This window comes from Kitasatospora sp. NE20-6 (assembly GCF_045862635.1).
Genome location: NZ_BPRL01000013.1, coordinates 133,779 through 155,576, shown reverse-complemented (window position 1 = coordinate 155,576; position 21,798 = coordinate 133,779). Strand labels below are relative to the sequence as shown.

Genomic DNA, 21,798 nt, shown 5'->3' with positions numbered 1-21,798 from the left:
CGGCCGCGCCATCGGTGCCACGCCCAGGGGGAGACCATGAGCAGCATCTCGCGCAGGACCGTGCTGAGTGCCGGTGCGGCCACCGCGGCACTCGGAGTGGTGACGGCGTGCTCGGGCGGCGGTGGATCCGCCTCCAAGGACGCGCAGGGCGGCCGGGCGAGCGCGACCGGCACCCAGCCCACGGTGCAGCCCGTCAAGGCGACCCCGCTGGGGGACGGTTCGACCTCGGACTCCGGGATCCAGCCGAACCAGCCCAAGCCCGAGAAGCTGAAGCCGGGCGAGCAGCCGCCGCAGTTCGTCGTCTTCTCCTGGGACGGCGCCGGCGCGACCGACGACGGGCAGTTCGGCCGGTTCCTCAAGATCGCCGAGGAGCACAAGGCCGCCATGACGTTCTTCCTCTCCGGCATCTACACCCTGCCGAAGGAGAAGGCGAACCTCTACCACCCGCCACGGCACTCCGTGGGCGCGTCGGACATACCCTTCCTGTCCGGGAACGCGGTGCGGAACACGGTCAAGCTGATCAGCCAGGCCTGGCTCGACGGCCACGAGATCGGCACCCACTTCAACGGGCACTTCTGCTCCAGCCGCTCCGACCACAACGGCGTCAACAAGTGGACCCCCGAGGACTGGGAGAGCGAGATCCAGCAGGCGATCTCCTTCGTCACCGGGTGGCGGACCAACACCGGCTTCTCCGACGTCGAGCCGCTGCCCTTCGACTACAGGAAGGAGCTCATCGGCGGCCGCACGCCCTGCCTCGAAGGCCAGAAGGCCCTGCTGCCCACCGCCGCGAAGCTCGGCTGGAGGTACGACGCCAGCTCACCCGGCGGCCAGCAGATCTGGCCGCAGAAGGTGCAGGACGGCAAGATCTGGGACCTCCCGCTGCAGGCGATCCCCTTCCCCGGCCACACGTTCCAGGTCCTGTCGATGGACTACAACATGCTCGCCAACCAGTCGCGCACGACCAAGGGCGACCCGGCGCGGTACGGCGAGTGGCGCGCCCAGGCCAAGGGGGCCTACATGGCCGGCTTCGAGCGGGCCTACACCACGAACCGGGCGCCGCTGTTCATCGGCAACCACTTCGAACAGTGGAACGGCGGCATCTACATGGACGCGGTCGAGGAGACCATGAAGGAGATCGCCGCGAAGCCGGACGTCCGCCTGGTCTCCTTCCGTCAGCTCGTCGAATGGCTCGACGTGCAGGACGAGTCGACGCTGCGGAAGCTGCGGACGCTCGGCGTCGGCAAGGCCCCGGCCGACGGCTGGCAGGCCTTCCTCGGGGCGACGACGGGCTGACGCCCGACACCGCCGCACGGGGGCGCGGCCGGGGCGGTCCCCGGTGGTGTCAGGCCGCGGACCCGCCGTCCAGGATCCGTTCGACGACGGCGTCCGCCCCGGCCGTGCCCCCGATGATCGAGTAGTGGTTGCTGCCGGGCACCCGCGTGGCCGGAACCCTGGTGGTGTCGAGGCCCGCGCGCTCGATCCGGACCGGGTCGTACAGGCCCTGCGGTTCGTCGAGCAGGCCGCGCTCGGCCCAGAGCAGTTCGGCGGGGCACGGCAGCCGGTGGATCGCGGCCGCGGCGTCCTCGTCGAGCAGGACCTCGCGCCCGTCCTGCCGGATCGCGTCCGGCACGCAGGAGGATCGGAGCTCCGGTTCCTCTCCCACCAGGTCGCGCTGGGTGTAGGCGTCCCAGCGGTCCGTCCAGGCACCGGCGAACGCCGGATGGGCCTGCCAGAAATCCCGGTACGCCGCACGGTCGGGAAAGGTCATGGACAGCCGCGTCAGTGCGGGACCGAGGACGTGGGCCAGGGCGTCGTCCTCGTCGACGCCGGCCGGGAGCGGGAAGCTCAGCGCACCGTCGACGAGGATCAGGCGGCGCACCAGCTCCGGATGCCGGACGGCCGTGAGCGCACCGACCCAGGCCCCCATGGAGTGCCCGAGCAGGAGGGCGGGCCCGAGGCCGAGGGCCTGGACGACCTGCGCGACGTCGTCGGCGTGCCGGGCGAGGCCGAACGGCCCGGTGACCTCGCGGCTGCCGGCCCGGCCCCGCAGATCGGGGGCGACGAGCACCGCCCGCCCGGCGAGGCGGTCGGCGACCGCCCCCCACGCGAGTGCGTTCGCGGTGATGCCGTGGACGGCGACCACGGTCGGCGCGTGCGGCGTCCGGGCCGGCCAGCGCAGCACCGTCAGGTCTCCGCCGGGAACGGCCACGGTCAGTTCCTCGTGACCTGCGGCATGACCTGGGACATGGTCTGTGACATGACCTGTGACATGACCTGCGACGTCGGGCGTGCTCACGTTGCCTCGCTCTCACGGGTGCGGACGGGGACGGCCGACCCGCCGCGGGCGGCCCGCAGCCGGCCCGGGAGACGGGCCAGACCGCCGGGGAGCAGGTAGACCACGACCACGAAGAGTATGCCCAGCAGGAAGAGCGGCTGGGAGAGCGGCACCTTCAGGACCGCGGGCAGGTCGGCGACCGCCGAGGAGTTGGCCAGGTCGCCCAGGCGGTGGCCGGCCCAGGTGTAGATCACCCCGCCGAGGAGCGGGCCCCAGCGGGTGCCCGAGCCGCCCAGCACGACCATCACGAGGAGGGCGAGGGTGGCGTCCGAGGTGGCGGCCTGCGGGGTGGCGCCACCGGTGAGCAGGAGGTGGACCACGCCGCCCGCACCGGCGAGACCGCCGGCCAGGACGAAGGCGATCAGCTTGTACCCGTAGGGCCGCAGGCCCAGCACCTCGACGCGCCGCTCGTTCTCCCGGATGCCCGCCCAGATGCGTCCGGTGGGCGAGTTGACGGCGTGGTGCACGATCGCGAGCGTCACGACGAGGTACCCGAGGGCGATCCAGTAGAGGTTGGCGGTGTTGCCGATGCCGACCGTCCAGGCGGGCATCAGGTCCGCCGGGGCGGCCCGGCCCTCCTCGCCGCCGGTGAGGCCGCCGGGATTCCGCTGCACGAGGATGGCCCCGGCCTGGGCGAAGGCGAGGGTGACCATGGAGAAGCCGATGCCTGTCACGCGGAGGCTGACCGCTCCGAGCGCGAGGGCCAGCAGGGTCGCGGCGGCGGTGCCGATCACGGCCGCGGCGGCGAAGGGGAGGCGGAGCTCGATCATTGCGAGCTCGGTGCCGTAGAGGCCCGTGGCGAAGTAGAGGGCGTGGCCGAAGGAGAGCAGGCCCGTGCGGCCGAGGAGAAGGTCGTAGCCGGTCGCGAGGGCGCCGTAGACCAGGCACAGGGCGAGGAGTTGGAGGCTTCCGGGGCTGCCGAGCGGGCCGTCGAGGAGCCCGGGGAGGGGAAGCGCACTGTAGGGGGCGACAAGGAGCAGGATCAGCGGAGCGATCGGCCACCAGCGTAGTGCCCGTCGGCCCGGCGTCGAGCCGTGACGGAATGATTCACCTGTTCGAGGGATGGTGCGTTCACGTCCGCCGGATCCAGAATGTCCGTCAGGAACACTGCTGAGGACGGGATCGGCGATCCCGTCCGGGCTGCCGGTGCTCGTGGTCGAGGTGCTGGAGCTCACGCGAGCCTCCCGGTGAGTCCACGGGGCCGTACGAGGAGAAGCACGGCCAGGAGTACGACGACGGAGAGATCACCCAGACCGGCGGCGGTGTAGTAGTTCGCGAACTGCTGCACGAGACCGACCGCGGCCGATGCCACCGCGGCACCGGTGACGGAGCCCATGCCTCCCATGACGACCACGACGAAGGCGAAGATCAGAAGACCCGTGCCCTGACCGGGGTTCACGGACCCGAAGTAGAGGCCGGCCAGGGCCCCGCCCAGAGCGGCGGCAGCGCCTCCGATGGCGAAGACGAGAGTGAACGCACGGCGGACGTCGATCCCCAGGGCCGTCACCATGGCACGGTCCTCGACACCGGCCCGGACGATCAGCCCGTACCGGGTGCGGGCGAGGAAGAGCCGCAGGGCGAACAGGACGGCCAGGGCCGCCCCCATGAGGACGAAGCGGTTGACGGGCACGACCGCACCGAACAGGCCGACGGTGCCGGAGAGTTCCGAGGGCTGCGGGAAGGGCCTGGCATCGGCCCCCCACACACCCATGAGCAGTGCGGGCAGGGCGAGCCCGACACCGACGGTGGCCAGGATCTGGTCCCGCGGACGGCTGTAGAGAGGCCGGATGACCACGAGTTCGAGCAGGACGGAGGCAAGGGTGCCCACCACCGTGCCGAAGAGGACGGCCAGCCAGAAGGACATCCCGGCCTCGGCCGCGGCCCACCAGGATGCGTAGGCCCCCACGGACAGCAGCGCGCCGTGGGCGAAGTTCAGCACGTCCATCAGCCCGAAGATCAGCGAGAGGCCGGAAGCCACCAGGAAGTACAGCGCACCGAGCCCGAGACCGGTACAGACAAGGAGAACAACAGTGCTCATGGGGAGATCACCTCCGTGACGGATGCGGTCGGATCGGGGTCGGCAGCCCGTTGGAGGAACCCGGTGGACGCCGCAGCCGCGGCCGGGTGCGTCACCGGCTCCACCGTCCTTCGGCCACCCACACCGAGCAGGCGGCGGGCGGCCTCCTCGTCGGCCAGCAGATCGGCGGCCACACCCTGGTGGGCGGTACGGCCGTCGGCCAGGACGGCGCACCGGTCGGCCAGTCGCCTCACCAGCGCCAGGTTCTGCTCGACGAGGAGCACCGGAACCCGCTCGGCGGCTCTGGCGAGAACCTCCGCCACCTCGGAGACGATCTTCGGAGCCAGGCCCTTCGTGGGCTCGTCCGCGATGACCAGCCGGTTGCGGTTGAGCAGCGTGCGGCCGATCGCCACCATCTGCTGCTGGCCGCCCGAGAGCGTCCCCGCGAGCTGCCGCGCCCGCGTGCGCAGTTCGGGGAACAACTCGTGGACCAGGTCGTACGCGGGTTCGGCGTCCCGCTCGGCCAGGCGGAGGTTCTCCGCCACGGTGAGGCCGGCGAAGATGCCGCGGTCCTCGGGGGCGTAGCCGATGCCCTGCCGGACCACCTGGTGCGTGGGCAGGCCTGCGAGTTCCACCCCGTCGAAGCGGATGCTCCCCGTCCGCGGGACGAGTCCCATCACCGCCTTGGCGGTGGTGGTCTTGCCGGCACCGTTGCGCCCGAGGAGGGCGGTGACGCCCGTCGCCGCAACGTCGATGTCCACACCGTGGAGGATGTGCAGCCCGTCGATCACCACCCGGAGTCCCCGGACGGCGAGCAGCGGTTCCGCGACCACCGCACCGCCGGCGGCGCCGTTGCCGTCCCGCTGTCCGTCCGCCTCCGGCGCCGTCCGTCCCGCCGTCCGTCCCGCCGTCCGAAAGGAGTTGTCGTTCACAGCGCCTCACCCAGGTAGGCCTGCTGCACGGTGGCGTCCGCCATCACTGCTGCAGGAGCGTCCAATGCCAGAAGAGTGCCGTGGTGCATCACCGCGACCCGGTCCGCGAGGCCGAGCAGGACGTCCATGTGGTGCTCGACCATCAGGACCGTCCGGCCCGAATCCCGGTGCACGGAGCGGATCAGCTCGGTGAGCGCCGGCACCTCCTCCGCACTGACACCGGCCATGGGCTCGTCCAGGAGGATGAGCCGGGGGTCCGCGACGAGCAGCACGGCAAGCTCCAGCTTGCGCTTCTCGCCGTGGGACAGTGCGCCCGCCAGGGTGTCTGCGCGGTGCCCGAGCTCGGTGCGCTCCAGCGTCTCCGCGACCTGGGCGTCGTACCGGTCGGCACGGCGCCACAACCGGTACGAGGCCCCCGGGCCGGCAGCGGCCTGGGCAGCCAGGCGGACGTGGTCGGCGACCGTCATCCCGTTCCACAGGGAAGAGGTCTGGAAGGTGCGGCCGAGCCCGAGCCTGGCCCGGGCGTGGACGGCGTGGGCCGTGACGTCGACGCCGTCCAGCTCCACGGTGCCGTGAGTCGCCGGGTGGAGCCCGGAGACGAGGTTGAAGAGGGAGGTCTTGCCGGCACCGTTCGGCCCGATGAAGGCGATGAACTCGCCCTCGTCCACGGCGAAGGAGACGTCCTCCAGGATCGGGACACCTCGGACCGACCAGCCGAGCCCACGGAGCCGCAGCACCGGCGTGCCCGGCGCCGTTGTCGCCGCCGTGCCCGGTGCTGCCGCCGCCGTGCCCGGCGTCACCAGTATGCCCGCCACCGGCTCCTGCGGTCCCGCCGCGGATACGGGAGGCTGCATCAGGATCAGCCCGCCATCGCGGTGACGGGCGGCGCCACCTGGTCCGCGGTGAGCACCTTCTCCACGGTGGGCCTGGCCGCCGCACCGGTACCGGTGAGCTTCACCTGGAACATCGGCTGCAGCAGGGCGTGGTCCTCGGCGCGGATGCTGAGCCGGCCCTTGACGCCGTCGAAGCTCCAGCCCTCCAGTGCCTTCACCAGCGCCGCGGTGTCGTCGGCCGACCCGTGGTTGGCCTCGATCGCGTGGACGATCATCTGGGCCGCGGTGAAGCCGTCCGGGGTGAAGATGTCGGCCTTGCCGCCCGCCTTGGCGACGGAGTCCGTCATGGCGCGCTCGACGTCGGTGCCGGCGGCACCCGGGAAGTAGTGGTTGAGGAAGGAGATCTTCTCGGCCGCCGGGCCGAAGAGCGGGTACGAGGCGGCCAGGTCGAGGCCGGTGACGACCCTGGTCGCCGCGAAGACGTCCTGCTGGTTGAGGGACGTCCACAGGGCCGAGGCGGTCTCGCCGGCCCACGCGACGAACAGGAGGTCGGGCTTGGACGCCTTGGCCTGCGTGGCGAACGGGGTGAGGTCGGTGGCGCTGGGAGGGGCGAGGACGGCGTCGACGGTCGCACCGGCCTTCCCGAGCACGGCGCGCACCGCGGCGACGTTGGCCTGGCCGAAGGCGCTGTCCTGGGCGAGCACCGTCACCTTCTTGCCCTTCGCCTCGCCGATGAAGGAGGCGGCGGTCAGCGTGTCCTGGTACGACTGGCGCCCGGACCGGAACGTGTACGTGTTGAGTGCGGTGACCTTGTCCGCGGCGGCCGGGCCGCTGATGAAGAGCACCTTGTTCTGCGCGGCGAACGGCGCCACCTGCAGGGCCACACCGGAGGCCGTCGAGCCGGCGAGGATCTTGTACCCCTTGCCGATCAGCTCCTTCGCCCCCGAGACCGCCTTCGCGGGATCGCCCGCGTCGTCCTGCTCGACGAACTCGATCGGATGCCCGTCGACCTTGCCGGTGCCCTTGGTCGCGTAGTCGAGCCCCGCCTTGAAGCCTTCGAGGTACTGCTTGCCGTAGGCGGCGAGCGGCCCCGTCCGGGAGTAGAGCAGCCCGACCTTCACCGGGCCGGACGCGTCGGCGCTCTTCGCGTCGGCCGTTCCCGCGGTGCCGGCCTTGGCACAGCCGACGGCGAGCACCCCGCACACCGCGAGGAGGGCGGCCTTGCGCACGGCACGCCCCGGGCGTCCCGTCCGGCCGGTCCCGCCCGGCGTGCCGGCACGCCCCTGCTGCACGGGATCCCCGGTGGTTCCGGCTGCTCTGACACTGGTGACGAGACTGCTGCGCATGATGGCCGGCTCCTGAGGGTGCTGCGGGGTGGATGCCGGAACCGTAGGAGCGCGCCCGGGCCGGCGACATGGCGCCGGTCGACGTACCCGAGGCCCGCACTGTGTGGGTCTCGGCCATGTCCGGCCGTCAGCTGCGCGCCCATGTGGCCGGGCGACACCGCCCGACCCGTTCTGCTGTCGTGCACCGCCATGGAACGGGCGCTGTTCCCCGGTGAGGGTGGTCCGGCGGCGCCACCCCGGCACGACCACCGCCCGACCACCGCCCGACCGGCAGACCGACCTGCGCACTGGCCGACGCACCGGCCGGCACACCGGCCGGCGGACCGGGGCCCGCCTGCACCGGCCCGTGCCCGCCCCACCAGCCCGAACCCCGTGAGGTGACCCCTTGGACAAGGTCCTTGACTCCCCCGATCGCGCCGTCGAGGACATCCCCGACGGTGCGGTCCTCGCCGTCGGCGGCTTCGGGCTGTGCGGTATCCCCAGCACCCTGCTCGGCGCGCTCGCCGCAGCCGGAACCGGCGGCCTGCAGGTCGTCTCCAACAACTGCGGCGTGGACGACTGGGGCCTCGGCCTGCTCCTGCACGCCGGGCGGATCGCCCGCATGACGTCCTCGTACGTCGGGGAGAACAAGGAGTTCGCCCGCCAGTACCTGAGCGGCGAGCTGGAGGTCGAGCTCACACCGCAGGGCACGCTGGCCGAGCGGCTGCGGGCCGGCGGGGCGGGCATCCCGGCGTTCTTCACCCCGGCCGGGGTCGGCACCCAGGTCGAGGAGGGCGGGCTGCCGTGGCGGTACGCGGCGGACGGCTCGGTGGCCGTGTGCTCGCCGGCGAAGGAGGTCCGCGAGTTCGGGGGCCGCCGCTACCTGCTGGAGGAGGCGATCACGGCCGACTTCGCGCTGGTCCGTGCGGAGGTGGCGGACCGCCACGGCAACTGCGTGTTCCACGCCGCCGCCCGCAACTTCAACCCCCTGTGCGCGGCGGCTGGGCGGATCACCGTCGTGGAGGCCGACCGGATCGTCGAGGCGGGTGAGCTGCCACCGGACGCGGTGCACCTGCCCGGCGTCTACGTCGACCGGGTGGTCGCGGCCGACCCGGCCGACCGCAGGATCGAGCGACGCACCGTCCGGCCGGCTCTCCTGGAGGCCTGAGATGTCCCCGACCACCACGATCACCACGACCGCTCCCGGCACCGACGGCGCCACCGCCGACCCGCGGGACGTGCTCGCGGCGAGGGCGGCCCGCGAGCTGCGCGACGGCCAGTACGTGAACCTCGGGATCGGCCTGCCGACGCTGATCCCCGACCACCTGCCGCCCGGTGTGCACGTCGTGCTGCACTCCGAGAACGGCATCCTCGGCGTGGGCCCGTACCCGGAGGCCGGCACGGAGCACCCGGACCTCATCAATGCCGGGAAGGAGACGGTGACCGTCCGTCCGGGCGCCGCCTACTTCGACTCGGCGTTCTCGTTCGGGATGATCCGGGCGGGTCGGATCGACGTGTCGGTGCTCGGTGCGATGCAGGTGTCGGCCGGCGGCGATCTCGCCAACTGGATGATCCCGGGCAAGATGGTCAAGGGCATGGGCGGCGCGATGGACCTGGTGCACGGGGCGCGCCGGCTGATCGTCGTGATGGAGCACGTGGCCCGCGACGGCTCGCCGAAGATCGTGAACGAGCTCACCCTGCCGGCCACCGGCCGGGGCGTCGTGCACCGGATCGTCACGGATCTCGCGGTGCTGGACGTCACGCCGGAGGGGCTCGTGCTGGTGGAGGTGGCGCCGGGACGCACGGTCGCGGAGGTCCGGGCGGCCAGCGAGCCGCCGCTGCTGGTGCCGGCCGGGTTCGGCGACGACACCGACTGATCCCCGACGGAGGCCCGGCCGGGGCACCGCGCACACCGCGCAGCACCCCGGCCGGGCCTCCGTCGTCCCCGGGCGGACTCAGCCCTTCAGGTTCGGGATCGTCCAGTCGATCGGCTCGCCGCCGGCCTCCGTGAGCGCCGTGTTGATCTGCGAGAACGGCCGGCTGCCGAAGAAGAGCTTCGCGGAGAGCGGCGACGGGTGCGCGCCCTGCACCACCGCGTGGCGGGACGTGTCGATCAGCGGCAGCTTCTTCTTCGCGTAGTTGCCCCAGAGGACGAAGACGCAGGGCTCCTCGCGGGCGCTGACGGCCTTGATCACCGCGTCGGTGAACTTCTCCCAGCCCTTGGCCTTGTGCGAGTTGGCCTCGTGCGCACGCACCGTGAGCACCGCGTTGAGCAGCAGGACGCCCTGCTCGGCCCAGGGCATGAGGTAACCGTTGTCGGGGGCGGGGATGCCGAGGTCGGCGTCCAGCTCCTTGAAGATGTTCCGCAGCGACGGCGGGGTCTTGGTGCCGGGCAGCACGGAGAAGCTCATGCCGTGGGCCTGGCCGTCGTCGTGGTACGGGTCCTGGCCGAGGACGAGCACGCGCACCTTGTCGTACGGCGTCGCCGCGAGGGCGGAGAACTCCTGCCCGCTCGGCGGGAAGACCTGGTGCTCGGCCCGTTCCGTCGCCAGGAAGGCGGCGAGCGCGGCGAAGTAGGGCTTGCCGGTCTCCTCGGCGAGCGCCTCCCGCCACGACTCGGGTACCTCGAAACCGGCGCCCACGCCCGCCTCAGCCAGATCCGTCACGACCAACCTCCCACCGACCGCGCGGCATCCCGCAACAGCCGCTTCCGACGTACGACTTCTACAACCCGAACGCTACACACCCGGACCGACACCCCGCGCCCACCGGTCGGCGCCGGCGGCGGTCAGGCCCGTGGTCCGGCCCGCGGCCCGGGCTGCGCAGCGGGTGGTGCGCCGTGGCGCCGACCGGTGGGCGCGGGGACCTCGCTCGGGACCTGGAGATCTCGGGACCTGGGTCCGGCCGGCCGTACGGACGCGGTCCGGTCGGACCGCGCGTGCCCGACGGCGTTCAGCACGGTCAGCAGCACCGTGAGCAGGTCGGGCACCGAGAGAACCGGCAGGTGCAGCACCAGCGGGGCGAGAACGACGGCCGCGGCCGGCCTGGGCGGGCAGACCCCGCGCAACCCGGTGGAACCCGCCGAACCCGGTGTACCCCGCGGGACGGCGGCCCTGCGCGGGCTCCGCCCCTCCCCGGAGCGGGCCCGCGCGGGCTGTGCGCGGGTGGCGCTAGATCTCGTCGATCAGGTCGGCGATCGACTTCACGACGCGGGTCGGCCGGTACGGGAACCGCTCGACGTCGGCCGGGGCCGTGAGGCCGGTGAGCACCAGGATGGTCTCCATGCCGGCCTCCATGCCGGACACCACGTCGGTGTCCATGCGGTCGCCGATCATCGCCGCGGACTCCGAGTGCGCGCCCGCCGTGTTGAGGGCCTCACGCATCATCAGCGGGTTGGGCTTGCCGACGAAGTAGGGCTCGACGCCCGTCGCCTTGGTGATCAGGGCGGCGACCGAGCCGGTGGCCGGGAGCACGCCCTCGGTGGACGGCCCGGTCTCGTCGGGGTTGGTGCAGATGAAGCGGGCACCGGCGTTGATCAGGCGGATCGCCTTGGTGAGGGCCTCGAAGCTGTAGGTGCGGGTCTCGCCCAGCACCACGTAGTCCGGGTCCTTGTCGGTGAGCACGTAGCCGGCCTGGTAGAGCGCGGTCGTCAGGCCGGCCTCGCCGATGACGTACGCGGTGCCGCCGGGGCGCTGGCTCTTGAGGAACTTCGCCGTCGCCAGGGCGGAGGTCCAGATGCACTCCTCCGGCACCTCCAGGCCCATGCCGGCGAGGCGGGCGCTGAGGTCGCGCGGGGTGTAGATGGAGTTGTTGGTGAGCACCAGGAACGGCTTGCCGGACTCCCCCAGGCGGCGGAGGAACTCCTGCGCCCCGGGGATCGGGGTGCCCTCATGGATGAGGACGCCGTCCATGTCGGTCAGCCAGGACTCGATGGGCTTGCGGTCTGCCACGTGCGTGTCTCCCGAGATCGTGCGGGTGGTCGTTCTGAACTGCACCCCTCCGCCCGGTGACCCGCAGCGGGCCGGACCGCGACGTGTGGGGGTCCTGCCGGCTGCCCCAACGGGCCCAGCCTAATCCGCACACCTGGCCGACGGGAGGACGTCCCGCCCTGCGGACTTCGGGGCCCGTGGCGGGGACCGGGCAGGAGGGGCGCGCGGGCCGTCCTGCCGGGCGGCCCACCGCCTCAAGGTGTCCTTAAGCGGCCCATAACGGCACTGGGTGACCGTCAATCCGCCGGTCCGCACTGGCTAGCGTGCAGGACGCAGCGCCCCCGCCCTCACCCCTCCCTCCCCCGAGGAGCTCCCCCATGTCCGCTCGCCCGTCCGCCTGCCGCCGACGCCGGGTCACCGTGCTGGCCGGCGCCTTCGCGGGGCTGGCCCTGTCCGGCACGCTGGGCACCGGGACCGCCGCCGCCCACGGCTCCATGCAGAACCCGTTGAGCCGGGTCTCCGGCTGCTACCTGGAGGGCCCGGAGAACCCGAGGTCGGCGGCCTGCGCGGCGGCGATCGCGCACGGCGGAACCCAGGCCGTGTACGACTGGAACGGTGTCCGGATCGGCGACGCCGGCGGCCGCCACCGCGAGATCATCCCGGACGGACGGCTCTGCAGCGCCGGCAACGCCGAGTTCGCCGGTCTGGACCTCGCCCGCGCCGACTGGCCCGCGACCAGCCTGACCGCCGGCGCCGCCTTCACCTTCCGGTTCCGTGCCACCGCCCCGCACCGCGGCACGTTCCGGCTGTACGTCACCAACACGGCGTACGACCCGACGCGGCCGCTGGGCTGGTCCGACCTGCAGTCCACGCCGTTCCTGACCGTCACCGACCCGCAGCTGGTGGACGGTCAGTACGTGCTGCCCGGCACCGTTCCGTCCGGGCTGAAGGGCCGCCAGCTGATCTATGCGATCTGGCAGCGCTCGGACAGCCCGGAGGCCTTCTACTCCTGCTCCGACGTGGTGTTCGACGGCACGGGCACCGTCGCGGGCACCGCCCCCGTGCCGTCGGCCGGCAGCGGGGCGCAGCACGTGCACCCGACCGCTCCCGCGCCGGGGACGCCGACCGCGACGCCGACCGGTTCCATGGCCGTCCCCGCAGCGGCACCCGCCGCCCCCGCGGCGTCGGCCGCCGCCTCGTCCGCCGCCGCACCGGCGACCACGCCCGGCAGCGCCCCCACGCCCGCCACGGCCCCCGCCGCCGGGCGGCAGCTGGCCCGCACCGGCACCGACCGGTCGACCGGCCTGATCGCCGCGGTCGGCGCGGCCTTCCTCCTGTCGGGCACCGCGATGGCCGTCCTGCGCCGCCGTCACCGCCGCGGCGCGCACGCCCGCTGACACCGGGCGGGCCGACGCGGCCGTGGTTGAGTAGGGACATGAGCAGCGTGCCCCGACCCCCCTTCCGCGTCGGTCTGATCGGCTACGGCCTGGCCGGCTCCGCCTTCCACGCCCCGCTGATCGCCTCCACCCCCGGACTGCAGCTGGCCGCGGTGGTCACCGCCAACCCCGACCGCCGCGACCGGCTGCGCCGGGTGCACCCGGGCGCGCAGCCCGTCGACACCCCCGAACAGCTCCTCGCCCGCGGCGACGAGCTCGACCTGGTGGTCGTCGCCTCCCCCAACCGCACGCACGTGCCGATCGCCGGGGCCGCCGTCGCCGCCGGCATCCCCGTGGTCGTGGACAAGCCGCTCGCCGGCACCGCCGCCGAGGCGGCCGCGCTGTGCGACCTCGCCGAGCAGGCCGGCGTGATGCTGTCGGTCTTCCAGAACCGCCGCTGGGACGGCGACTTCCTGACCGCACGCCGTCTCCTGGAGGAGGGCGTGCTCGGCCGGGTGCACCGCTTCGAGTCGCGGTTCGAGCGCTTCCGCCCCAAGCCGAAGCCCGGGTGGCGCGAGCTCGCCGATCCGGCCGAGGTGGGCGGCACCCTGTACGACCTCGGCAGCCACCTCGTCGACCAGGCGCTCACCCTGTTCGGCCCGGCCGAGAGCGTGTACGCGGAGATCGAGACGCTGCGCGACGGCGCGGTCGTCGACGACGACGCCTTCGTCGCCCTGACGCACGCCTCCGGTGTCCGCTCGCACCTGTGGACGAGCGCCCTCGCCCCGCTCGGCGGCCCCCGGCTGCGCGTGCTCGGCGACACCGCCGGCTACGTGAAGTTCGGCATGGACCCGCAGGAGGACGACCTCAGGGCCGGTCGGCACCCCGGTGACGGGCGTCCCTGGGGGGCCGACGACCCGGCCTCCTACGGCACCCTCGGCACCGACGAGGGCGCGGCCCGCACCCCCACCGACCCCGGCGACTACCCGGCCTACTACGCCGGGGTCGCCGCCGCCCTGGCCACCGGCGGCCCGCCGCCCGTCGACCCGCGCGACGCGGTCGCCACCCTCGCCGTCCTCGAAGCCGCGCGCGGCTCCGCCGCCACCGGCAGCACCGTCCGGCTCGGCTGACACCGCCCGCCCGGGCCCGGGAACGCCGTCGGGGCCGACCGCGGTGCGCGGTCGGCCCCGACGGGTTCCCCGGGGGCGTGCGCGGCCGGACCGGGTACCGCCGGGCGGCCGCGGCGGGGGGGGCCCCCCGGGGGGGGGGGGCGCCCCCGACGGGTTCCCCGGGTCGTTCAGCGGCCGTACGGGTTCCCGCCGGGCGGCGGCGTGCCCTGCCCGGGCGGGAAACCGCCCGGCGCGGGCGGCTGCTGGCCGTAGGGCTGCGGCTGCCCGTACGGCGCCTGCGGCTGCTGACCGTACGGGCCCGGAGCCGGCGGCTGCGCCGGGAACCCGGCAGCCGGGTACGACGGCTGGGCCTGCTGGGGCTGCAGCGGCTGCTGGCCGTACGGCGCGGGCGGCACCGGTCCGGGCCCTGCCGCGGAGCGGTTGCGCCGGGCGACGACCACGATCACGATCACCACCAGCACCACGACGACGCCCGCGGCGCCGAGGATCAGCGGCAGGCTCCCCGAGTCCGAGTCCGACGACGCCTGGGCCGCCGGAGAGGACGGCACCTGCGCGGGCGCCGAGGCCGGCGTACTCGCCGCACCGCCGGGATCGGCCGTCGCCTCGCCGGACGGCGCCGGGGCAGCCTCCCCCGCGAGGGGGCTCCGGTCCGCGGGCCCCGGGTCGCCCGGCGTGGTCAGCGCGATCCGCGGACGGACGGCGCCGTAGCCGACGTAGTCGCTGCGGCCCGTCTCACCGGCGGCCTTTCCCGCGGTGTTGATGAGGACGCGGAGGACCTGGTTGTTCGTCCACTCCGGGTGCACGGACCAGACGAGGGCGGCCGACGCGGAGGCCAGTGCGGTCGCGTCGGACGTCCCGTGGCTCTTGCAGTACCCCGACGGTCCGGTGCAGGCGGTGTAGATGTCGGCGCCGGGCGCGGACAGGGTCACCTGCGGACCGTGCTCGGACTCGGAGGTCGACTTGCCGTTCCTGTCGGTCGCCGCCACCCCGACCACCCCGGGCATGCCGGCGGGGTACTCGACGACGTTGCTCCCGCTGCCGCTGTTGCCCGCGGCGGCGAAGATCAGGCTGCCCTTCGCGGTGGCGTGGTCGACCGCGGCGCGCAGCTTCTCCAGGTCCGCCGGCTTCAGGTAGCCGGCGGCGATGCCCTGCGAGATGCTGATGATCCTGGCACCGTGGTCGGACCCGTAGACGATGCCGTCGGCCAGCTGCTGCAGCGCACCGGCGGCGGTTCCGTCCGTCCCGCCGATCTTGCTGTTGACCTTGATCGGGAGGACCTTCGCGCCGGGTGCCAGGCCGTACGCGCCCTTGCCGTTCAGGCCCTTGCCGCTGCCGACGATGTTCGCCGCCATCGAGGTGCCGTGCCCGTTCGGGTCGGTGGTGGCCCCTCCCGGCAGCCCGCTGAAGTCCTTGCCGGACACCAGCTGACCTTGCAGGTCAGGAGCATCCCCCTTCACGCCGGTGTCGATCACGGCGACGGTGACGCCGGTGCCGGTGCTGGTCCTCCACATCTCCGGGGCCTTCATGGCGTCCAGGTGCCACTGCTGCTCCCGGATCGAGTCCGCTCCGGCGGCGGGACCGACGACCACCCCGACCATGACGGCGGCCACCGCCGACAACGCGGCGAACCGCCGCCCCCGCACTCCCCTGCCCGTTCGCCGCATCACACTCTCCTTCGATCGATCGTCCAGGGCCGTTCCGGCCTGCCGCACAGACCTGCCCGGCCACCGGGTCCATGACCCCGTGACCGGGCAGGCAGGCTGATGACTACTCAATCACGCCCGGATTGACCGGGCCCGTACCGGACGTCCAGGTGTCCTCGTCCTCGGTCAGGTAGTCGGGACGGTTACCGCGGTTCTTGTCCTTCCGTCCGGCAGCGCCGCCCTGGCCGCCGCCGAAGCCGCCGTGACCGGCCCGCCCGTCCGTCCCGCGCTCCGCCCTGCCCCGCAGGCCGGAGCCGCCCTGGGTGAACTCGCCACCCGCGGAGGGCCCGCGGCGGCCGCCGACCGCACCGCCGGAGCGTCCGACCAGGCCTCCGGCACCACCGCGTGCACCGCCGGCGCCGCCCTTGGCACCGGCACCGGCACCGCCCGCGCCGCCGGCGTGCGGCATGCCGCCCATGCCGGGGGCTCCGGACCGGCCCGTCTGGGCGCCACCCGCGCCACCCGCGCCACCCGCGGCACCCGCAGTGCCACCGGTCCGCGCACCCGCGCCGCCGGCTCCGGCGACCGAGCCGCCGGCCCGGCCGGCGCCACCGGCACCGACCGTACTGCCGGCCCCGCGACCGCCACCGAGGCCGCCCGCACTGCCGGCGCCGCGGCCGCCACCGAGGCCGCCCGCTCCGCCCAGGCCGCCGAGCCCACCGGGGATCGTGCCGCCGGGCAGACCGCCGACACCACCGCCGAGGCCACCGCCGCCTGTTCCGAGGCCGCCACCACCGGCGCCACCACCGGGAAGGCCCGGACCGGACGGGCTCGGCAGGGTCGGCGACACCGGCACGTGGTCGATCCCCGTGCTCGGGATGTTCACGCCGGGGCTCGGCAGGGGTGTGACGTGGCCGGGGGTGACGGGCGTCGGGTGCGTCGATCCCGTCGGCACCTGCTGCGACCCGCCCGGGGGCGACCACGACGGCATCTGCGCCGGGCTGAACGAGCCGCCGGTGCCACCGCCGGTCGAGCCACCGCCGACCGACACGTTCTCGCTGTTACCGCGGCTGATGTCCGCGCCGGGCGGCGGCGGGAAGATCGGGGGCTGTGCCTGGCTGAGCCGCGAGATGGACTGGTCGTACGACTGCCCCAGCTTCGCCATCTGCTGGGTGGCGTCCTCGTGGGCCTGGTTGATCCGGGTCTGCGCGGCGTTCGCCTCCTCCGGGGTCACCCAGTCGGGGTCGACCATGTTGGCGACCTTGCCGGCCGCCCAGCCGCCCACCACGGTGCCGATGCCGGGCATCGCGATGCCACCGGCGATCACACCGCCCACGGTGACGGCGGTGTTGGGCTGGGCCTCGTACCGGCGGACGATCTCCATGTCGGCGGTCGGCACGCCGGGCATGCCCGACTTGACCTCGCTGAGCGTCTCACCGGCGGTCGCCATGTAGGTGCCGGCGGTCCGGGAGTACGAGGCGAGTTCCATGGTCGACTTGGAGACGTTGCCGCCCCAGTTCTTGAAGCTGTCGGCCGCGTCGCCCTGCCAGTCGAGCCCGCCCATGTGGGCGTGCAGCTCGTTGCTGACCTCGTCCATCTTCTGGGCGGCCAGCAGCAGGCGCTGACCGATCTGCATGACGGCCACCGGGTCGGCGCCGTCGACCATCGCCACGAGATCCTCGTGGGTGTTGGCGCCGAAGTCGCCGTCCCCTTGGTGGAGACGACGGACGAATCGCTTCTCGGTCATGCCTCACTCCCCCTCTCCGCTGTCGGAGCAGTCATCAGTAGGCCCCCTGCTGCGTACCGGTCGTGGGCTGGACGGCCTGCTGTGGGTAGGTCGCCGGCTGGGCGTACGTGCCACTGCCCGCCGGGCGGTAGGCGGCGGACGATCCGGCGGGCGGCAGCTGCGACTGCTCGCCGGCCTGGTTGAGGATCGTGTGGAACTTCTGGCGCTGTTCCTCGTCGGCGTTGTCGTAGCCCTTGGCCGCCATGTCGATGCTGGCGCTCATCGCCTCGATCTGGAGGGAGAGCGTCCTCGACAGCTGCTCCAGGTTGGCGTGCACGGTGGTGTACGCCGACATCAGGTCGCCGACCTGGCCGAAGTTCTGGCCGAGCTGCCAGGGCTGCAGCTGCTGCTGGGAGACCTCGCCGTGACTCGCGGGCGAGCCGTCGAGGCCGCTCAGGATCGCGTCGACCTTGTTCTTGAAGGTCTGCAGGTTCTCGACCTCGACCTTGACCTCCCTGGCCCCGACCTGGCCGGCCAGGGTCTGAGACTGCGCGACCATGGCCGCCGTCTGCGCAGCCGTCACCGTCGAGACGATGTTGTAGAAGATCCCGGACGTCCCGCCATCGCTCATCGCCGTTCCACCTCCCCCGTGCACGGCCTGGCCCCGCCGCGGCCCGCCGTACCACCACTTCTCCTGAGCTCCCCTGCCGGGTGCTCTAACCGTTCCGTTCGGACGCTCACGCACCGACGGGCGGCATCCGCCGCCACCCTTAACATAGCGGCCGCCCCCGACGCGCCGTCAGGGGCCCTCTGCCGTGGAACCGCTATCGGTACGTACCCGTCACCTCTCCGCCACAACGCCCTTCCCCGGGGCCGTTGTTCCCGCCGCCCCGGTCCGGGGCGGCACCGGCCGCGGCGGGGCACGGGCCTAGCGGCGGGACCAGGCGTCCAGGTGGGCGTCGATCTCGCCGCCGATCCGCTTCTTGCCCGCCGCGTCGAGGAAGGAGGCCTCGACGGCGTTCCGGGCGAGCGCCGCCACGCCCGCCTCGTCCAGGTCGAGCAGGCGGGCGGCGACGGCGTACTCGGTGTTGAGGTCGGTGCCGAACATCGGCGGGTCGTCGCTGTTGACGGTGACGAGCAGACCGGCGTCGACCATCTGCCGGATCGGGTGCTCCTCCATGCGCGCGACCGCCCGGGTCGCAATGTTGGACGTCGGGCAGACCTCCAGCGGGATGCGGTGCTCGCCGAGGTGGTCGACGAGGGCCGGGTCGTGGACGGACTGCGTGCCGTGCCCGATCCGCTCGGCGCCGAGGTCGCGGAGCGCGTCCCACACGGTCTGCGGGCCGGTGGTCTCGCCGGCGTGCGGCACGCTGTGGAGGCCGGCGGCCCGCGCCCGGTCGAAGTACGGCTTGAACTGCGGGCGCGGCACGCCGATCTCCGGACCGCCGAGGCCGAAGCTGACCAGGCCCTCGGGGGCCAGGTCGAGGGCGAGGCGGGCGGTCTCCTCGGCGGCGGCGAGACCGGCCTCGCCGGGGATGTCGAAGCACCAGCGCAGCACGATGCCGAGGTCCTTCTCGGCGGAGATCCGCGCGTCCTCGATGGCCTCCATGAACGCCGTGTCGGGGATGCCCCGCCTCACCGACGAGTACGGGGTGACGGTGAGCTCGGCGTACCGGATCTGCTGGCGGGCCATGTCCTCGGCGACGCCGTACGTCAGCGCCCGGACGTCCTCGGCGTCACGGACGAGGTCGACGACGCTCAGGTACACCTCGATGAAGTGCGCGAAGTCGGTGAAGGTGAAGTACTCGGCGAGCGCCACGGGGTCGGCGGGCACCTTGCTGCGGCCCTCGTGGCGGGCGGCGAGCTCGGCCACGACGCGCGGCGACGCGGAGCCGACGTGGTGCACGTGCAGTTCCGCCTTGGGCATGCCGGCGATGAACGCCTCGATGCCGTTCGTGCCTTCGGCCACGGTGCTGCTCCTTCTCGGTCGACTCGCGCGGATCGCGGCAGGCCGCCGTCCCCCCGGGACGGGACCGGGCCGCGTCCCCGATCGTAATGTCAGCCCCCGAGCGCGACGGCCACGCTGTGGATGACGAGTCCGGCGGCGGCGCCGACGACCGTGCCGTTGATGCGGATGAACTGGAGGTCGCGCCCGACGTTGGCCTCGATCTTGCGGGAGGCCTCGTCGGCGTCCCAGCCGGCGACGGTGTCGGAGATCAGGGCGGTGATCTCCTCGCGGTACGTGGCGACGACGTACTCGGCGGCGTCCTGGAGCCAGCCGTCGGCCTTGGCCTGGAGCCGGCCGTCGGTGGCGAGGCGCTCGCCGAAGGAGCGCAGGCCGTCGCGGAGGCGGCGGCGCAGTTCGCTGTCCTCGTCCTCGGCGGCGTCGAGGACGAGGGTGCGGACGGCGTCCCAGGAGGAGGCGATGAGGTCCTGCACCTCGGGCCGGGCCAGCAGGTCGGCCTTGGCGTGCTCGACGCGGGCGATGGTGTCGGGGTCGTGCTGGAGCTCGGTGGCGAAGTCGGCGAGGAAGTTGTCGATGGCGCCGCGCGCCGCGTGGTGCGGGTCGTCGCGGATGTCGGTGACGAACCGCATGAGTTCCTTGTGGACGCGTTCGCCGACCTGGAGGTCGATGAAGCGCGGCGTCCAGCCGGGCGTCTTGCTGGTGATCCGCTGCACCACGTCCTCGTGGTGCTCGGTGAGCCAGTGGTGGACGCGGACGGCGATCAGGTCGACGACGCCGTGGTGGCCGCCGTCGGCGACGACCTTGGCGAGGAGCCGGCCGGCGGGTTCGGCGACGGGGGTGGCGCCGGCGCGCCGGGTGACGGCCTCGGCGACGACGGCCTGCACGTCCTCGTCGCGGAGCACCGCGATGACGCCGCGCAGGGCGGCCGACGCCTCGCGGGTGACGCGTTCGGCACTGCCGGGGGCGGAGAGCCACTCGCCGAGCCGGCGGGCGATGCCGATCGCCTCCAGCCGGGCGCGGACGACGGTCGGGGAGAGGAAGTTGTCGCCGACGAAGTCGCCGAGCGACTGGCCGAAGGCGTCCTTCTTGGTGGGGATGATCGCGGTGTGCGGAATCGGCAGGCCGAGGGGGTGCCGGAAGAGCGCGGTGACGGCGAACCAGTCGGCGAGGGCGCCGACCATGCCCGCCTCCGCCGCCGCGGCGACGTAGCCCGCCCAGGCGCCGGCCCCGGCGGCGTCCGCCCAGGTGGCGAGGGCGAAGACGGCGGTGGCGGCGGCCAGCAGGCCGGTCGCGATGGTCTTCATCCGCCGGACGCCGCGGCGCTTGCGCTCATCGGCCTCGGTGAACCTGACCCCGCCGGCGGGTCGGGGGGCCGTCCCGGTGCTCTGTTCGACGCTCACCCGCACAGTCTGCCCCGGGTCCGGGGCCCGCATCGCGTCAACGGACCGGGCGGTCCGGCCCGCGTACCGTCGTGCACCCGCCGCATACCCACCGCGTACCCGCCGCGGCCGGGGTGCGGCCCGGGTGCCACCGGGTGCCACCGGGTGCGGCCCGGGCGGGTGCCCGGGCCGCGGCGCGACGGGTCAGCCGATGGCGACGCCCGCGTACATCCGCGCGATGACGTCCTCGATGGCGGGCTCGCGGACCGAGAGGTCGACGAGGGGGTAGCGGGCGGCGACGGCGGCGACGATCGGCGCGGCGCTCTCCCGGGCGGGGAAGGCGAGCCACTGGCGGGGGCCGTCCGTCCTGACGACGCGGGCGCCGGGCACGTCGATCGGCGGGCGGGACTCGGCGAGGTCGACGACGAGGGTGCGTTCGCTCTCCCCGGCGGCGTGGAGGCCTCCGAGGTCTCCGTCGTGGACGAGCCGGCCGTGGTCGATGACCATGACGCGGTCGCAGAGCTGCTCGATGTCGACGAGGTCGTGGGTGGTGAGGAGCACGGTGGTGCCCCGGGTGCGGTTGACCTCGCGCAGGAACGCCCTGACCTTGGCCTTGCTGACGACGTCGAGGCCGATGGTGGGTTCGTCGAGGTAGAGGACGCCGGGGTCGTGGAGCAGGGCCGCGGCGAGGTCGCCGCGCATCCGCTGGCCGAGGGAGAGCTGCCGCACGGGCGTGTCGAGCAGCGTGGCGAGGTCGAGGAGTTCGACGCAGCGGTCGAGGTTGGCACGGTAGCGGGCGTCGGGGATGCGGTAGATGCGCCGCGCGAGCTCGTAGGAGTCGCGCAGCGGCAGGTCCCACCAGAGGGTGGTGCGCTGGCCGAAGACGACGCCGATCCGCCGGGCGAGGGCGGTGCGGTCGCGGGCGGGTTCGACGCCGGCGACGCGGAGCCGGCCGGAGGTGGGGACGAGGATGCCGGTGAGCATCTTGATGGTGGTGGACTTGCCGGCCCCGTTGGGGCCGATGTAGCCGACGCACTCGCCGGCGCCGATGGTGAAGCTCAGGCCGTCGACGGCGTGCACCTCGCGGCGCTCGCGGCGCAGCCGGCCGGCGCGGGTGCGGATCGTGAAGGTGCGACGGACGTCGTCGAGTTCGATGAGGGCCATGCGGGTGCTCCTTGGTCGTGGCCGGGTGCGCCGGCCGGGGTCG

19 protein-coding genes are annotated in these 21,798 nt (G+C 73.6%); 5 read left to right on the top strand and 14 right to left on the bottom strand.

All coding sequences use genetic code 11. From position 1 onward, the window contains the following. Positions 1-36: 36 nt before the first annotated feature. Positions 37-1,293 carry a hypothetical protein gene (locus SNE206_RS14520; RefSeq protein ID WP_407913734.1) on the top strand — a complete coding sequence of 419 codons (1,257 nt, stop codon included), beginning with the start codon at positions 37-39 and terminating at the stop codon, positions 1,291-1,293. 49 nt (positions 1,294-1,342) lie between these two features. Here SNE206_RS14520 and SNE206_RS14515 read toward each other — a convergent pair whose 3' ends face one another. The 6 genes from SNE206_RS14515 to SNE206_RS14490 form a co-directional block, all read right to left on the bottom strand. Then, positions 1,343-2,209, bottom strand: a complete 867-nt coding sequence (locus tag SNE206_RS14515; protein WP_407913733.1) for an alpha/beta hydrolase — start codon at positions 2,207-2,209, stop codon at positions 1,343-1,345. 83 nt (positions 2,210-2,292) lie between these two features. After that, on the bottom strand, positions 2,293-3,399 hold the full coding sequence (locus SNE206_RS14510; RefSeq protein WP_407913773.1) for a branched-chain amino acid ABC transporter permease: 1,107 nt from the start codon (positions 3,397-3,399) through the stop codon (positions 2,293-2,295). A gap of 107 nt (positions 3,400-3,506) precedes the next feature. Next, entirely contained in the window at positions 3,507-4,373 is an 867-nt protein-coding gene (locus tag SNE206_RS14505) for a branched-chain amino acid ABC transporter permease (protein WP_407913732.1), read from the bottom strand. Next, positions 4,370-5,185 (bottom strand): ABC transporter ATP-binding protein, encoded by an 816-nt coding sequence (locus SNE206_RS14500; protein WP_407913772.1) that lies wholly within the window; start codon positions 5,183-5,185, stop codon positions 4,370-4,372. Before SNE206_RS14500 ends, SNE206_RS14505 begins: the two co-directional genes overlap by 4 nt. A gap of 95 nt (positions 5,186-5,280) precedes the next feature. Continuing rightward, positions 5,281-6,087 carry an ABC transporter ATP-binding protein gene (locus SNE206_RS14495; protein WP_407913771.1) on the bottom strand — a complete coding sequence of 269 codons (807 nt, stop codon included), beginning with the start codon at positions 6,085-6,087 and terminating at the stop codon, positions 5,281-5,283. A gap of 56 nt (positions 6,088-6,143) precedes the next feature. After that, positions 6,144-7,463: a substrate-binding domain-containing protein gene (locus SNE206_RS14490; RefSeq protein ID WP_407913731.1), complete on the bottom strand. Its 1,320-nt coding sequence runs from the start codon at positions 7,461-7,463 to the stop codon at positions 6,144-6,146. Between the two features lie 385 nt (positions 7,464-7,848). Here SNE206_RS14490 and SNE206_RS14485 point away from each other — a divergent pair, with 385 nt between their 5' ends. Next, the gene (locus SNE206_RS14485; RefSeq protein WP_407913730.1) at positions 7,849-8,610 is read left to right on the top strand and encodes a CoA transferase subunit A; all 762 of its coding nucleotides are present in this window, start codon (positions 7,849-7,851) and stop codon (positions 8,608-8,610) included. Position 8,611: 1 nt separating this feature from the next. Next, complete coding sequence (locus SNE206_RS14480) at positions 8,612-9,319, top strand: 3-oxoacid CoA-transferase subunit B (protein ID WP_407913729.1); 708 nt, start codon at positions 8,612-8,614, stop codon at positions 9,317-9,319. A gap of 78 nt (positions 9,320-9,397) precedes the next feature. On the opposite strand, the gene SNE206_RS14475 is transcribed toward SNE206_RS14480, so the two are convergent. Further along, the gene (locus SNE206_RS14475; RefSeq protein ID WP_407913728.1) at positions 9,398-10,114 is read right to left on the bottom strand and encodes a uracil-DNA glycosylase; all 717 of its coding nucleotides are present in this window, start codon (positions 10,112-10,114) and stop codon (positions 9,398-9,400) included. Positions 10,115-10,612: 498 nt separating this feature from the next. After that, on the bottom strand, positions 10,613-11,392 hold the full coding sequence (locus tag SNE206_RS14470; protein ID WP_407913727.1) for an HAD-IIA family hydrolase: 780 nt from the start codon (positions 11,390-11,392) through the stop codon (positions 10,613-10,615). A gap of 356 nt (positions 11,393-11,748) precedes the next feature. Between SNE206_RS14470 and SNE206_RS14465 the strand changes: the two genes are divergently transcribed. Both SNE206_RS14465 and SNE206_RS14460 read left to right on the top strand, forming a co-directional pair. Next, on the top strand, positions 11,749-12,768 hold the full coding sequence (locus SNE206_RS14465) for a lytic polysaccharide monooxygenase (RefSeq protein WP_407913726.1): 1,020 nt from the start codon (positions 11,749-11,751) through the stop codon (positions 12,766-12,768). Between the two features lie 38 nt (positions 12,769-12,806). Beyond that, positions 12,807-13,877, top strand: coding sequence for a Gfo/Idh/MocA family oxidoreductase (locus SNE206_RS14460; protein ID WP_407913724.1), 1,071 nt, complete (start codon positions 12,807-12,809; stop codon positions 13,875-13,877). Between the two features lie 167 nt (positions 13,878-14,044). Here SNE206_RS14460 and mycP read toward each other — a convergent pair whose 3' ends face one another. The 6 genes from mycP to SNE206_RS14430 form a co-directional block, all read right to left on the bottom strand. Continuing rightward, positions 14,045-15,541, bottom strand: coding sequence for a type VII secretion-associated serine protease mycosin (mycP, locus tag SNE206_RS14455; RefSeq protein WP_407913723.1), 1,497 nt, complete (start codon positions 15,539-15,541; stop codon positions 14,045-14,047). Between the two features lie 103 nt (positions 15,542-15,644). Continuing rightward, positions 15,645-17,267, bottom strand: coding sequence for a WXG100 family type VII secretion target (locus SNE206_RS14450; protein WP_407913722.1), 1,623 nt, complete (start codon positions 17,265-17,267; stop codon positions 15,645-15,647). A gap of 34 nt (positions 17,268-17,301) precedes the next feature. Continuing rightward, positions 17,302-17,877, bottom strand: a complete 576-nt coding sequence (locus tag SNE206_RS14445) for a hypothetical protein (RefSeq protein WP_407913721.1) — start codon at positions 17,875-17,877, stop codon at positions 17,302-17,304. A gap of 297 nt (positions 17,878-18,174) precedes the next feature. Continuing rightward, positions 18,175-19,215, bottom strand: coding sequence for an adenosine deaminase (locus SNE206_RS14440; protein ID WP_407913720.1), 1,041 nt, complete (start codon positions 19,213-19,215; stop codon positions 18,175-18,177). An 89-nt stretch (positions 19,216-19,304) separates the two neighbouring features. Beyond that, positions 19,305-20,645 carry a DUF445 domain-containing protein gene (locus tag SNE206_RS14435; RefSeq protein ID WP_407913719.1) on the bottom strand — a complete coding sequence of 447 codons (1,341 nt, stop codon included), beginning with the start codon at positions 20,643-20,645 and terminating at the stop codon, positions 19,305-19,307. Between the two features lie 150 nt (positions 20,646-20,795). Then, positions 20,796-21,755, bottom strand: a complete 960-nt coding sequence (locus SNE206_RS14430) for an ATP-binding cassette domain-containing protein (protein WP_407913718.1) — start codon at positions 21,753-21,755, stop codon at positions 20,796-20,798. Positions 21,756-21,798: the final 43 nt, after the last annotated feature.

Excerpts from the sequence above, each read along its gene's own strand:
- SNE206_RS14465 (WP_407913726.1), top strand. The coding sequence starts at position 11,749 with ATGTCCGCTCGCCCGTCCGCCTGCCGCCGACGCCGGGTCACCGTGCTG.
- mycP (WP_407913723.1), bottom strand. The coding sequence starts at position 15,541 with ATGCGGCGAACGGGCAGGGGAGTGCGGGGGCGGCGGTTCGCCGCGTTG.
- SNE206_RS14505 (WP_407913732.1), bottom strand. The coding sequence starts at position 4,373 with ATGAGCACTGTTGTTCTCCTTGTCTGTACCGGTCTCGGGCTCGGTGCG.
- SNE206_RS14520 (WP_407913734.1), top strand. The coding sequence starts at position 37 with ATGAGCAGCATCTCGCGCAGGACCGTGCTGAGTGCCGGTGCGGCCACC.
- SNE206_RS14430 (WP_407913718.1), bottom strand. The coding sequence starts at position 21,755 with ATGGCCCTCATCGAACTCGACGACGTCCGTCGCACCTTCACGATCCGC.
- SNE206_RS14460 (WP_407913724.1), top strand. The coding sequence starts at position 12,807 with ATGAGCAGCGTGCCCCGACCCCCCTTCCGCGTCGGTCTGATCGGCTAC.
- SNE206_RS14480 (WP_407913729.1), top strand. The coding sequence starts at position 8,612 with ATGTCCCCGACCACCACGATCACCACGACCGCTCCCGGCACCGACGGC.
- SNE206_RS14435 (WP_407913719.1), bottom strand. The coding sequence starts at position 20,645 with ATGCGGGCCCCGGACCCGGGGCAGACTGTGCGGGTGAGCGTCGAACAG.
- SNE206_RS14445 (WP_407913721.1), bottom strand. The coding sequence starts at position 17,877 with ATGAGCGATGGCGGGACGTCCGGGATCTTCTACAACATCGTCTCGACG.
- SNE206_RS14450 (WP_407913722.1), bottom strand. The coding sequence starts at position 17,267 with ATGACCGAGAAGCGATTCGTCCGTCGTCTCCACCAAGGGGACGGCGAC.
- SNE206_RS14490 (WP_407913731.1), bottom strand. The coding sequence starts at position 7,463 with ATGCGCAGCAGTCTCGTCACCAGTGTCAGAGCAGCCGGAACCACCGGG.